13 protein-coding genes and 1 tRNA gene are annotated in these 13,601 nt (G+C 41.7%); all 14 read right to left on the bottom strand.

From position 1 onward, the window contains the following. Window positions 1–9: 9 nt before the first annotated feature. Window positions 10–3,378 (bottom strand): DNA polymerase III subunit alpha, encoded by a 3,369-nt coding sequence (gene dnaE, locus ABIL39_06535; GenBank protein MEO0165775.1) that lies wholly within the window; start codon window positions 3,376–3,378, stop codon window positions 10–12. Between the two features lie 5 nt (window positions 3,379–3,383). Continuing rightward, a complete protein-coding gene (locus ABIL39_06530) occupies window positions 3,384–3,662 on the bottom strand; it encodes a hypothetical protein (protein ID MEO0165774.1) in 279 nt (92 codons plus the stop codon). Window positions 3,663–3,664: 2 nt separating this feature from the next. Then, window positions 3,665–4,246 carry a GTPase domain-containing protein gene (locus ABIL39_06525; GenBank protein MEO0165773.1) on the bottom strand — a complete coding sequence of 194 codons (582 nt, stop codon included), beginning with the start codon at window positions 4,244–4,246 and terminating at the stop codon, window positions 3,665–3,667. Between the two features lie 6 nt (window positions 4,247–4,252). Next, the gene (locus ABIL39_06520) at window positions 4,253–4,747 is read right to left on the bottom strand and encodes a roadblock/LC7 domain-containing protein (GenBank protein MEO0165772.1); all 495 of its coding nucleotides are present in this window, start codon (window positions 4,745–4,747) and stop codon (window positions 4,253–4,255) included. A gap of 91 nt (window positions 4,748–4,838) precedes the next feature. Continuing rightward, a tRNA-Gln gene (locus ABIL39_06515) sits at window positions 4,839–4,909 on the bottom strand. 56 nt (window positions 4,910–4,965) lie between these two features. After that, window positions 4,966–6,174 (bottom strand): hypothetical protein, encoded by a 1,209-nt coding sequence (locus ABIL39_06510; protein MEO0165771.1) that lies wholly within the window; start codon window positions 6,172–6,174, stop codon window positions 4,966–4,968. Next, entirely contained in the window at window positions 6,174–6,776 is a 603-nt protein-coding gene (locus ABIL39_06505) for a hypothetical protein (GenBank protein MEO0165770.1), read from the bottom strand. The genes ABIL39_06510 and ABIL39_06505 overlap by 1 nt, the downstream gene beginning before the upstream one ends. Window positions 6,777–6,813: 37 nt before the next feature. After that, the gene (gene hisD / locus ABIL39_06500) at window positions 6,814–8,079 is read right to left on the bottom strand and encodes a histidinol dehydrogenase (GenBank protein ID MEO0165769.1); all 1,266 of its coding nucleotides are present in this window, start codon (window positions 8,077–8,079) and stop codon (window positions 6,814–6,816) included. After that, the gene (locus tag ABIL39_06495) at window positions 8,067–8,672 is read right to left on the bottom strand and encodes an aminodeoxychorismate/anthranilate synthase component II (protein ID MEO0165768.1); all 606 of its coding nucleotides are present in this window, start codon (window positions 8,670–8,672) and stop codon (window positions 8,067–8,069) included. Before ABIL39_06495 ends, hisD begins: the two co-directional genes overlap by 13 nt. Then, the gene (trpE, locus tag ABIL39_06490) at window positions 8,669–10,042 is read right to left on the bottom strand and encodes an anthranilate synthase component I (protein MEO0165767.1); all 1,374 of its coding nucleotides are present in this window, start codon (window positions 10,040–10,042) and stop codon (window positions 8,669–8,671) included. The genes ABIL39_06495 and trpE overlap by 4 nt, the downstream gene beginning before the upstream one ends. Further along, window positions 10,002–11,324, bottom strand: a complete 1,323-nt coding sequence (gene aroA, locus ABIL39_06485; GenBank protein ID MEO0165766.1) for a 3-phosphoshikimate 1-carboxyvinyltransferase — start codon at window positions 11,322–11,324, stop codon at window positions 10,002–10,004. The genes trpE and aroA overlap by 41 nt, the downstream gene beginning before the upstream one ends. Further along, window positions 11,299–12,156 carry a prephenate dehydratase domain-containing protein gene (locus ABIL39_06480; GenBank protein MEO0165765.1) on the bottom strand — a complete coding sequence of 286 codons (858 nt, stop codon included), beginning with the start codon at window positions 12,154–12,156 and terminating at the stop codon, window positions 11,299–11,301. Before ABIL39_06480 ends, aroA begins: the two co-directional genes overlap by 26 nt. Beyond that, window positions 12,153–13,169, bottom strand: coding sequence for a 3-deoxy-7-phosphoheptulonate synthase (gene aroF / locus ABIL39_06475; protein MEO0165764.1), 1,017 nt, complete (start codon window positions 13,167–13,169; stop codon window positions 12,153–12,155). Before aroF ends, ABIL39_06480 begins: the two co-directional genes overlap by 4 nt. A gap of 95 nt (window positions 13,170–13,264) precedes the next feature. After that, complete coding sequence (locus ABIL39_06470) at window positions 13,265–13,402, bottom strand: hypothetical protein (GenBank protein MEO0165763.1); 138 nt, start codon at window positions 13,400–13,402, stop codon at window positions 13,265–13,267. Window positions 13,403–13,601: the final 199 nt, after the last annotated feature.

Genomic DNA, 13,601 nt, shown 5'->3' with positions numbered 1-13,601 from the left:
CATCCTCCTTTAAAATTTTCTGATAATCTTTAGAGAATTCTCACCAAATATTTCTCTAATCTTGGATAAAACTTCAGGTTTGGGCTCTATTTTTATCGTCTTTGACCGGATATTTTTAAATCCATCCACATCCGGAACCAGAAACCATACTTCGCATTCACCTCTGTGATTATTAAACAATTCGTAAAGGTATTTTAGTTTGTCAATCTGGACTTCTGGATTCCGGCATTCAATCAAAATCCTCTGGTAAAGGTTATTGATCTCACTGAGCGGACAGATGTATTCTGCCTTCAACTTTTTCTTTTCCTCTTCTCCGAATACCGAACCCTTGATTATCAATAAGTTATCCTCCTTAAGAAAATTCCGGTATTTCTCAAATTGGTCTGCAAAGACAAAGACATCGACACTACCTTCTAAATCCTCAACCGTAATAATTGCATATTCACGGTCCTTTTTATCTTTTTTGATTTTTTTTGCATTTAAAATTCCACCGATTGAGACCATCCTACCGTTTTCAAGGTCATTTATCTTAGAGATTGGGGTAAGCCCCAGGTATTTGAACTCTTCCCGGTGTTTTTCAAGGGGATGCTCCCGGAAATAAAAACCAAATGCCTCCTTTTCATAGGCAAAATAGTCTACTTTGGTTTTAGTTGTCCGGTTTCCCGAATTTTGGTTATTGATATTTTCCGGATTAAATAGACTCTCCTGGGAACCTTCGGGTTTCTTTTCTGTGATTCTTTCAAGAAGTTTTTCAATTCTGGGCTCAAAAAGGGCAAAGGCACCCGTCTTGATTAAGGATTCCAAGGCTTTTTTATTTAAGTTTTTGTTGCGCACTTGAAAATCAAGAAATGAACGGTAGATCCCCCTTGTCCGTTCTTTCACTATCGCCTCGGCTGCAGGTCTACCTAAATTTTTTATAGCACCCAAACCATAACGAATAGAATGCCCTTCTTTCACAAAATTACAAAAACTTTTATTAATATCCGGTGGTAGAACTTCTATTCCTAAGCTCCTTGCATCCTTGATTAAAACATTTATCCGGTCGGTGTCGTTCATTTCATTATTGAGCGAAGATAACATAAACTCCAGTGGATAATGGGCTTTGAGATATGCTGTCTGATAAGCGATGACCGCGTAGGCCGTGGCATGGGATTTATTGAAACCATAACCGGCAAAAGGGGCGATCAGATTAAAAATCTTTTCCGCAATCTCCACAGAAATGCCATTTTTCTCAGCCCCTTTTATGAACTGCTCCCGAATTTCAAACATCAACTCCGGGATTTTCTTCGCCATCGCTCTTCTTAGATTGTCCGCCTCGGCAAGCGAAAAACCGGCAATACTTGAAGCAATCTGCATGACCTGTTCCTGGTATAGGATGATCCCGTAAGTCTCTCTTAGAATCGGTTCTAACTTAGGATGGAGATAGGCGATTCTATCCGGATTCTGTTTGTTTTCAATGAGTTTCTGGATATTTACATTCCCCATTGGTCCGGGTCGGTAAAGGGCGATTATGGCGATGATATCTTCAAAACATTCGGGTTGCATGCTCCGGAGTAATTCCTGCATCCCCTGACTTTCTAATTGGAAGACACCAGTCGTTTTGCCTTCTTTTAAAAGGTTATAGGTGAGGCGGTCATCAAAGGGAATATCTTCTTTTCTTAAATTTACCATTTTTAGACAGTCATCGATTATTGTTAGGGTTTTTAAACCGAGTATATCCATCTTGAGCAAACCTATCGCTTCAAGGGCATTTTTATCATATTGGGTTGAAATATCACCTTTTTCAGGATTTCGGTATAAAGGTACATACTCAATCAATTCCTTAGGAGTGATTACCACCCCAGCCGCATGGATGGAAGGATGGCGGGCGAGTCCTTCGAGTTTTTTTGCGATTTCAATCAATTCAATATATTCCTTTTTGGAATTGATCAGGGATTTAAATTCTTTATCTTCTTCCAGAACCTGTTCAATTTTCTTATTTGGGGGGATTAGTTTTGCAATCTTATCCGCTTCGCTGTAAGGAATCCCTAAAACCCGTGCCACATCCCTTACTACCGCTCGTGCCTGCATTGTTCCAAAGGTTATTATCTGACTAACATTGTTGGCGCCATATCTTTTCTTGATATATTCCAATACCTCTTCCCTCCGGGTATCGCTAAAATCAATATCTACATCAGGTAGACTTACGCGCTCGGGATTCAAAAATCTTTCAAAAAGAAGATTAAACTGTAATGGATTGACTTCAGTAATCTCAAGGGCATACAGCACCAGACTACCTACAGCTGAACCTCTTCCTGGTCCCACTGGGATTCCATTTTCTTTCGCAAATTGGATGATATCCCGGACAATCAAAAAGTATCCGGGCAGTCCCATTTTCTTAATAACACTCAATTCGTAATCAAGCCTTTCTTTAATGGTTGGACTAAGTTCGGGAAATTTTTTGGTGATATTCTGATAGGTCAATTCACGAAGATAATCAAAATCCGATTCATATCCTTCAGGTCGAGGAAAATTCGGCAATTTTACATCGCGCCCCGAGGTGTCGATAAAGAGGTTACATCTTTCACCAATTAACCTGGTATTGGAGACCGCCTCCGGCAGATCATTGAATAACTCGATCATTTCTTTCGGACTTCTGAAATATGCCTGCTGAGTTTCAAATCTTAATCTTTCTTTGTCATTCAAAGTCTTTTTTGTCCCAATACACAAAAGGACATCATGGGCTTTGTAATCTTCTGCAGTAAAATAATGACAATCGTTCGTGGCAACTAATGGAGCATCATACTTGTTGCTCAAATCCACCAGCATGCTTATTAACCCTTCTTCATTTTTTAACCCCAGGCGCATGATTTCAATGTAGAAATTCTCCTTCCCAAATATCTCTTGATATTCACGGAGTGCATACTCAGCACCATTGGTATCGCCGAGTTTTAATTTATAGGGAATCTCTCCTTTGAAACATCCGGATAAAGCGATAAGACCTGAACTGTATCTACTCAGTAATTCTTTATCCACTCGGGGCTTATAATAGAATCCTTCAAGATAGGCAAAAGAAGCGAGTTTTATTAAATTTTTATAACCCGTCTCATCCGCACACAGCAGGGTGAGATGAAAAGAGGACTCAGGGATTTTGGAATCTTTGCTCTGGTTTTTTCGGGAATCGGGTGCCACATAGGCTTCCATACCAATGATCGGTTTGATACCTTTTTCCTTAGCGGTATTATAAAACTCAATCGCCCCAAATAGGTTACCATGGTCGGTGATTGCCAAAGCCTCCATCTGATATTTGTGAGCCAGGTTTATCAATTCCGGAATATTCATCGCTCCATCCAGGAGCGAGTACTCGGTATGGGTATGAAGATGGATGAAATTCTTCACTTTAACTAAAAATGGACATTATCAAGGGGCAAGAACAAAGGATTAGCACAATAAATCTCCTTACAGCGAGGACAGAGGATGAAATTAAATTCTTTGAAAACTTCTTCCTCCAGCAAATCTTCAGGTAGACACTGGATTTTTTCAAATTCTTTTTTGAGATCAAATTTTGAATTTTTTATATTAATTACTCCATCAAAATCTGCAAAGACCTTTATCAGCAGCCGGTAGAACAGGTCGCCTGGATTAATAATCTTTTGGCACCGACTACACCGTTGTGATGACATCCTCAAGAGAGGGTCAACAAAACCCGTTTACAGACTTCCTTCAATGTTTCGAATACCCCGATACCCTGGACTGCCACGGCTTCAAAATAAGGATACTTCAACTGAGGGTTAAGAACCTTCTGAAGTTCTTCTACACTGGTGATATTGGGGAGGTCGCGTTTATTATACTGAATTACAATCGGAATTTTATCAATAGAAATATTATAAGTCCTTAGATTATCCTCCATATTCTGGAAGGATTCGATATTTTCTTCAAATCTTTCAATCTGAGAATCGGCCACAAAGACGATACCATCCACACCTTTTAAGATCAATTTTCTTGATGCATTATAAAAAACCTGTCCGGGAACGGTATAAAGATGGAATCTGGTTTTAAAACCCTTAATCGTGCCCAGGTCCACCGGTAAGAAATCAAAAAATAATGTGCGGTCAAGTTCAGTAGCCAGGCTGATCAATTTTCCTTTTATTTCGGGATTAAGTTTGGTATAGATATATTTTATATTGGTAGTCTTTCCTCCAAGACCCGGTCCATAGTACACAATCTTACAATTTATTTCCCTTGAGGCATAATTTATCAGTGCCATAGTTGACTAAAATCCAAATAACTTGTCCAACTCATCCTCAGCTGCTTTGGTAAAATCAAGATCAAACGGTTTCTGGCCAATTTGATCCTTACCCAGTTTTTTGAAAATATCTTCAAAAATTTTTTCTAATTCCTGGGCTGTATTCTTTACCTTAACCCGAACCAGACCCAGGGTCGTGCGCTGGTCAAATAGAACGGCTAGGATCACGCGGTTGGCAACAAGACAGACATAGAGATTCTCCTTTTCTCCCTGATGAAATAAAGTAGAGAATTCTTTCTCTCCTATCAAAGATGCAAGCTGACTGGTAGCGGCGAAATCCGCGGCAGAAAGGGTGGCAAACGATGATACATCCATCGTCGAGGTATCACCTGCTGAAGTGATTAGTTGTCCAGCCTTATCGATGAGTAATATGGCACGGGCATTCGTCCCTTGGAGCAGTCGATTTAATGATTCAGTTATCGCCCAAAAATCTTCTTCAAAAATATTAAGCCCTTCCTGCATCGTAACATTATAAATATAATTTTTCAAAAGTCAAGAGTATTTTAGCAGAATTAGGGTTGAAATGAAAAGATGCGCTTCTAAAAAATCAAAACTGGGGGACAGGGATTCGAACCCCGACCAATTGGTCCAGAGCCAATCGTCCTACCATTAGACGATCCCCCAGTCTTTATTTTTAGATTAATTATATCCGGATTATGTATTAAGTCAAGCGAAAAAATTTACTTGATTATCACGATCTTTTTCTGTTTTAACTCTCCATTATCTTTATAGATTGCAAAATAGACTCCCGGCGGAAGATTATGGAAGTCACTTTGAACGCGTCCATTCACATCATATAGTTTTACCGCAAATTTACAGAAGAGTTCATTGAGTGCCTTGGGAGAATTGACAATGCTCGTGCGGGCGATTAGATATGTATAATTTTCTTCAACAGACTGACCGGGAATGGTTACCATCATACTATCCTTTGTTGTATTACCCGCGGCATCCATTGCTGTTACTACAATCCAATAATTGCCAGGTGGAAAACCTGTAGTATTCCAGGAATAATTTGCATCTGTAGCTTCGATAAGGGTATCGCCGTCAGTATTAGTTACGATGAAATAAAAGTCTCGATTTTCGTAGTCCCCACGGCTCGTGCATACTTGATCATTTTTGTATACAACATTGACATTGCTGCTGTAGTAAAGGTAACCTCGGAATAGAAAAGAGAGCCTCTCCGGCACATTCTGGGGTCCGTGGATTTCATAACTGATGCGCATGGGAATCATTTTTTCCCAGACTGGATTCTGGTTGATCGGGATCCCGGTTTTGTCATAAATCTTGGCGATGATATCCACATTTCCTGTGACGACCGTTGGAGGATTTAGATAGGTGCTGGTATTATTGTTACAGATCGCAAATTTGTAATTTCCATACGCATTTTCAAATACCGGCTTTGCAGTATCATCATAGGGAGTAATAATTGCCAGGGGATTTCTCACGAATGCCCAATCCGCAGTATTCCAGACCGGACCGATATCCTTGATACGGGCGAAATGGCAATGGTCAAAACCAGTAACAGGCCAAGGGACAAGATAGCCGATCAGATCTCCCTCATTCACGATATCGCCGACATTTTTGTGGTATCGATTGGGATCGATATGTGCATAAAGCCAGGCTTCCACAGAGTCATTAGAGATATTAGAATCAGCAATAGCTAAGCGCCAGTGATATTCAGCCTGCGTGGTGAGCCAGGCCTTGACAATTCCTCGCTGCACTGCGTAAACAGGCTGGCCTACAGAATTCCCCATCACATCAATCCCGGGATGGAGATAGGCACTTCCACTCCCGTAATATTGATATTCCCCCCAATTATTTCCAATAGGATGGGTTTCATCCTGGGGTCCCAGGGGCCAGCCGACATTTATAATGAACAATAAAAACATCAATCCTCCTTACACTTTTGTAACCATTCAAGGTAAAGTGTGGTATCCGGCAGTATAATCTCAACTTGATCTTCGTTGATGAATTGGATCTTTCTCACATAGGGGTTAGGCAAGAGTGTCTGGGTTTTTAATTTCCCTTTTTCATACAAGAAGAGTGTATCATTTGAGACCACTACCACACGGTGGGCACTATCAGTGCTCGCAAAAAGGCGACCCGGATTGAAATGATAGAGCAATCCTCCAGACATGGAATAGGCGTATAAACCGTTGCGGTCTGAGGCAAAAAAGATCTTATTGTCCGGAGAGAACCCGAATCCATTGGGATAATTAAGTTTTTTGAGAATTTTTATCTCGCCTGTTAACTTATACAGATATAAGCTCTGTTCGTTAGTAGCAAAGACTTCACCGGTGTTGCTGATGAAAAAGGTAATTGCCTCCGGGTTTACAATATGATAGAGCATATTGCCTTCGTGATCATATAGTTTAAACGAGGCAGTAGCGAGTTCGGTTGTACCCGAGTAGGTAACTTCTCCGGTGAAAGCACCATTTGCCGAATTGATTGTGATGTTAAAGATTAGAATGCAAACAAAATTTAGACTCATGGTTTATTCTATTTATTTTCATAACCAAGTCAAGCATTTATCTCATCCTCACCTCGATGGAACGGGCATGGGCAAATAAACCTTCGGTCTGGGCAAGAATCTGAGCAATCGGGCCGATCCGCTTTAAGCCAATTTTATTCACTCTCAAAACGGTTTGAATCTTCAAGAAATCTTTTATGTGGAGGCCACCTGTATATCGTGCCGCACCTGCGGTAGGAAGTGTATGATTCAAACCACTGCTGTAGTCTCCGAGCACCTCGGCTGCATATTTACCGACGAAAAGGGTTCCATAATTTTTCAATCTTGAGATATATCTTTCAGGATTTTTAATCTGTAATTCTAAATGTTCTGGGGCTTTTTTATTAGCAATTTCTATTGCCTCTTCAATGTCCTGGGCAATGATGATTAGACCATTGTTATTTAAAGCTCTTTTCGCAATCCGCCCGGTCTTAAGAATTTTAACCTGCCGGTTGAGAATTTTTATTACTTTACCGGCAAAACTTGGAGCGTTAGTTACTAAAATAGGTAGGGCATTGGGATCATGTTCGGCCTGGGCAAGCAGATCTGCAGCTACAATCTCAGGAACAGCTGATTCGTCTGCGATGATCAAGATTTCGGTGGGCCCGGCGATAAAATCAATGCCTACATCTCCAAATACATATTTCTTGGCACTTGCTACAAAGATATTTCCTGGTCCAAAGATTTTCGCAACTGGTTTCACTGTTTTGGTTCCATAAGCCATTGCTGCAATCGCCTGAATACCTCCGACCTTGTATACTTCCCTGATCCCTAAAAACTGGGCGGTAGCCAGTATTAAGGGGTGCACCGAATTCTGATAGGTTGGCGGTGAACATATTGCGATTTCCTTTACTCCTGCTACCATCGCTGGGACACCGCACATCAAAACTGTAGAAATAAGAGGAAATCTTCCTCCGGGGATATAAATGCCAATTCTCTCAAGGGGGATTATTACTTGCTCGGCGATCACCCCATTGGTGATATTAATCTTAAAATTTTTTAATTGACATAACTGGGCACGGGAGAATTTTTCAATATTCTCCTTGGCTCGGGTCAGAGCTTGGAGCAGATGCTTATCAATGGAGTGGGCAGCTTTTTTCAACTCTGCAGGAGTAACCCGAAAATTCGAAACTGAAACTTTATCGAATTTTTTGGTATATTTATTTAACGCCCGGTCACCGAAATTTTTTACCTCATTCACAATCGAGCGGACCAGACTTATATTTCCTTCCATTTGAGGCCGGAAAAAATCCTCCGGCAATTCTTCGCTTCTCAATATTTGCAATTTTCCTCCTTTTTGTCAACTTTCTTTTTGTAAAAATTTAAAAAATTTTTAAGAAGCGTTTTCCCGGATGTGGTTAATATCGATTCAGGATGGAATTGAACACCTTCGATAGGATATTCACGGTGCCTTATGCCCATCACCAATCCGTCTTCAGTCCAAGCCGTCATTTCGAGACAAAAAGGAATCGATTCTTGGGGGACAATTAGGGAATGATAACGGGTGGCATAAAAAGGATTTTTTATCTTTTTAAAGATTGTCTTCTGATCATGGTAAATTAAAGATACTTTACCATGAACGACCGTGGGAGCCCGAACTACCTTGCCTCCGAATACTTCAGCAATTGCCTGATGCCCAAGGCAGACACCAAAGATTGGGATTTTACCCGCAAAGCATTCGATAATCCGGCAGGTCATTCCCGCTTCCTTTGGAGTTTTGGGACCTGGGGAGATAAAAATGTAGTCAATTTTCATTCGCTTTATTCTTTTAATCCCAATCTCATCATTGCGGACCACAATCAATTTTTCACCCAGTGCTCCGAGATACTGAGCCAGATTATAGACAAATGAATCATAGTTGTCAATCAAAAGGATCATGCTATCGCCAATGCTGATTTTAAAGCCCGGGTTTTATTTATCGTTTCCTGATATTCTTTTTCTGGGATTGAATCCGCGACAATACCCGCACCTCCCTGGAGATAAGCGATTCCATCTTTGATGAGAATCATCCTTATCCCAATGCAGAAATCCATATTACCCTGGAAATCAAAATAACCGATCGCCCCAGCATACAACCCACGCCGGACAGGTTCCAATTCGTCGATGATCTCCATTGCCCTGATCTTAGGTGCACCTGAAACAGTTCCTGCAGGAAATGAAGCGATAAAAAGGTCAATACTGTCAAACCTTTCATCTAGTCTGCCCACGACATTTGATACAAGATGCATGACCTTTGAATAACGTTCAATTTTTAACAATCTATTGGTTCGGACAGTGCCGTAGCAGCAGACCTTGCCTAAGTCATTACGGGCAAGATCCACGAGCATAATATGCTCAGCACGTTCTTTTTCATCGGTTAACAATTCCTGGGCGAGTTTTTTATCCTGGATTGTATTATGACCTCGTGGTCTGGTTCCGGCAAGAGGCCGTGATACAGCCACGCCGTTTTTTAATTTCACTAAAGTCTCCGGGGAAGACCCCAGAATTGTGATATCATCGAGTTTCAAATAGTACATATACGGCGAAGGGTTAGCGATACGTAATGCCTGATAAATATCAAAATACGGCTTTTTGACCGGCGTTTTAAATCGCTGGGCCAGCACAACTTGGAATATATCACCTGCAAAGATATATTCCTTCGCAATTTTTACAGCATTACAGAATTCTTTTTTGGTGAAATTTGCTTCATAGGATATCCGGTTCTTTGTTTGTGTGTTTTTTTTCTGGAGACACATCCCTCGATTAAGAATTTTTTTTACATACTCTAATCGGTGCTTGTCTTCGTCAAACATCAAGATTTGAGCAGAGTGATACTTGTGGTCAAAGATTACAATCTCTTGAGGAAAGATAAAAAATAGATCAGGGATTTTTAATTCATCGGGATTTTTATCGGGAATTTTTTCAAAATAACGGACTGCATCATAGGCAACATAACCGACGGCGCCCCCGTTAAAGGGGGCAAAATAATCTTTACTCATGTAACATTTTAAAATTTTCCGGAGTTCGCCAAAAGGATTACCGTATTTTTTTATCCTCCTTTCTGCCTCATAGATATTAATTATGCCGTTGTATGCCCGGAAGATGATGCCGGGACGCGCGCCCAAAAATGAATAGCGGCCGTGACTACCACTCAATTCCAGCGATTCATACAAGAAGGCATAAGGTTCATCATGATAAAGCAGGTAGTATGCGTCTAAGGGTGGGGTTTTATACTCTTTGATTATTGTTGAGACCCTCAATTTGAACATATTCCTCTCCACAGATGGTTTTTAATTTCTCGATAAAATCAGGAAAGGATATTTTGATACATTCGGCATCCTGGATCACGGTTTCTCCTTCGGCAATCAAACCCGCTACAGTCAGGGCCATGGCAATCCGGTGGTCATGATAACTTTTACATACTGTGCCTCTCAAGCGAGTGGGCCCATTTATTATCAATCCGTCGGGTTCCTCTTTTATCCGGGCACCAAATTTTTGTAACTCGGTAGCAATCGCCCTCAACCGGTCAGTCTCCTTGACCCGCAGTTCTTGGGCATCTTTGATCACCGAGGTTCCATCAAGCTGAGTAGCAAGTACAGCAAGCACTGGAATTTCATCGATCACTGAAGGAATTAATGATCCGCCGATTGTGAATGCACGCGGTTTTCTCTTTCTTACAATAATATCCGCCACCGGTTCCTCGGAAAAGATTTTTTTATTCCCTATGGTGATCAAAGCACCCGCCTTTTTCAATATCTCAATCACCCCGCTGCGCAGTGGGTTTATCCCGGTTTCTTGAATGACCAGTTTATCTCCAATGAGACAACCAAGGACGATAAAAAATGCTGCCGAAGAGATGTCGTTAGGGATGTAAATAGTTTTGCCTTTGAAGATTGGCCTTGGTCTTATCTCAATCCGATTCCCCTTTTTACTAAACCTTATTCCTAAATAAGTAAATAAACGTTCGGAATGATCCCGTGAAGAAATTGGTTCTTCAATTATGGTTGGGGAATCAGCATAGAATCCGGCAAGCATTAAAGCCGATTTCACCTGGGCACTGGGAATGGGAAGCCGATATTCGATCCCCCTTAAATCACTTCCTTTAATGCTGAGCGGTGCTAATCCACCTTTGCGGCTCTCAATATTTGCCCCCATTAGGCGCAGCGGATCGATTATCCTTGCCATGGGCCTTCTTCGTAAGGAATCATCACCGGTGAGGACCGAGTAGAATTTCTGTCCAGCAAGGAGTCCGGTTAATAGGCGGATGGTGGTTCCGGAATTGCGGCAGTCCAGAACATCTTCGGGTTCCTTTAGACTGTAAAGTCCTTTGCCCTCAATGATAATCCGGGAATCTTTTTTAATTATTTCGGCGCCAAGCATTTTTAAACATCTAATGGTTGCTTGGCAATCTTCAGCGTCAGAAGGATTTATGAGCTCACTGCGACCTTCAGCGAGGGTTCCCAGAATCAAAGCTCGATGCGTGATCGACTTATCCCCCCCAACCGCGAGCAGCCCTGAAGCAATACTACAATTTTTTACCAAGATATTCATGGTTCTGCTCCTTTATCACCGGATAACTACCGAGGAATTTATAATAAACTGCAATTTCTTCGAGAATTTCCACCGCCTTTCTACATCGTTCCTCGGCGATGCTTCCCTGGAAATCAATATAGAAAATATACTCCCATGGTTTCCCGATGATAGGTCGGGATTCCAGTTTCATCAGATCAATATTTCTGAGGGCGAAGATGCTCAGGCAGCGGAATAGGATGCCGGGCTCGTTTTTGACACCAAAGACCAAAGAAGATTTTGCATCTGGCCCAGGATGGATTTTCTCTTTTTTGGAAAGAACCAAAAAGCGGGTGAAATTCATCGGATTGTCCTCTATTCCTTTTGTCAATGTCTTCAGACCATACACGAGAGCAACCTGGGGACCGGCGATGATACCAACATCTTTTCGTTGGTTTTTTATCACCACCTCCGCGGCACCGGCAGAATCAAAAAAGGGGACAATTTTATATTTTGGATTCTTGGTGATGAAGTCGCGGCATTGTTCTAAAACTACCGGGTGTGCCCAGATTTCTTTTAATTCCGTATTTGAATCCAAACCCAAAAGATTGTAAGTTATCTGCAATTCTACTTCCCCTACGATCCAGACTTTACCGGTTAAGAGCAAATCGTAATTCCGATGGATGCTTCCAGTCAAGGAATTTTCGATAGGCAATACAGCATAGGCATCGGGGGCTTTGTCCAGTGCCGCGAACAAATCTTCAAAACCGGTTAGACCAGTGGTTATTACTTTCTTGTTAAAGAATCTCGTGGCCGCCACTTCACTGTAGGCACCCTTTGTCCCTTGGAAATACACCTGGATCGGGTTACTCATAAGGTCCTCCCGATCGCTTCAGCAATCCCTTTAATTTCTTTTATCAGTTCTTTAAAGGCTTCTATCTTCAATGATTGTTTCCCATCTGAAAGGGCATTGGGCGGATCCGGATGGACTTCCACCATTATTCCATCCGCACCTGCGGCGATGGCAGCGCGGGCCAGGGGAGTGACATATTTTGCATCTCCTGAGGCATGGCTTGGGTCAATTATTATCGGAAGATGGGAAAGGTATTTCACGACCGGGACCGCACTGATATCAAGGGTATTGCGGGTATAATGCTCAAATGTTCTAATACCCCGTTCGCAGAGTATCACATTAGGATTTCCTTCGGAGAGAATATATTCGGCAGCCATGAGCCATTCTTCAATCGTTGCTGACATTCCTCTTTTTAAAAGCACGGGCTTATTGAATCTGCCTACGGTCTTGAGCAGGGGGAAGTTTTGCATATTCCTTGCTCCAATCTGTAGGATATCGGCATATTTATACACCAATGGAACATCAATCTCGGAAAGGACTTCGGTGACGACCAAAAGACCGGTCTTTTCTCTTGCACGGGCTAAAATTTCAAGTCCTTTCTCGCCTAATCCCTGGAAACTATAGGGTGAGGTTCGTGGTTTGTAGGCGCCGCCCCTCAGGAACTGGGCGCCTGCTTCTTTCAGGACGCAGGCAAGTTCAAACATCATACTCTCGGATTCAACTGCACAGGGACCGGCGATTATGGCGATAGTCTTATCGCCAATCCTTTTGCCATTGACCGCAACGATTGTATCATCGGGATGGAATTCCCTACTAGCCAGTTTATAAGGGCTGAGAATGGGAATAAGGTTTTCCACACCGGGCAGGGACTCAACAACTTTAGCAATCTTTTCCCTATCTGTAACCCCGATTATATGGAGTACGGTCTTTTTTTCTCCACGAAAAATCTTTACTCCATAGCCTAATTCAGCAATTTTTCTTCTTACCTGCTCAATATCTTCCTCACCGGCTTGGACAGACATTGTTATGATCATTATTTACCTCCTTTCTTTTTTTCAGGGTAAAAAGTGGCGTTATTGATGAAGGAAGATTGATGGCACTTCCGGGACCAAAAAGGATTTTGCGACCCTTATTGGGCCCGGAAGTGCCAATACCAGTAGTGATTAAAGGAGAATGCGGTGTGGTTGTGGTTAAGATTTAAAAGGGCAAACTCTGCCTGGGTCGGGCAGTTACGATTGAGCCTGCAGGAACGCAAAATCCTAACCACGATATAATTATATTCAAAAATTTTTTTCTGTCAAGCGCGCGATTTGAATCAAAAATAATCTTACCGAAGTGGGGTTATTTAATCAAAATAAAATATTAATCAAAATAAAATATCTTACCCAAAACTTTTAAAACATAGGCACCCCTGGATATATTCTATCCGAAAGGAGTGCCTATGATTTGCATAGACATTCCGGAGG

This window comes from candidate division WOR-3 bacterium (genome assembly GCA_039802205.1).
GTDB lineage: Bacteria > Hydrothermota > Tepidihabitantia > SM23-42 > JAOAFX01 > JAOAFX01.
The sequence above is the reverse complement of the archived record's forward strand: the minus strand, read 5'-3'. Positions and strand labels throughout refer to the sequence as shown.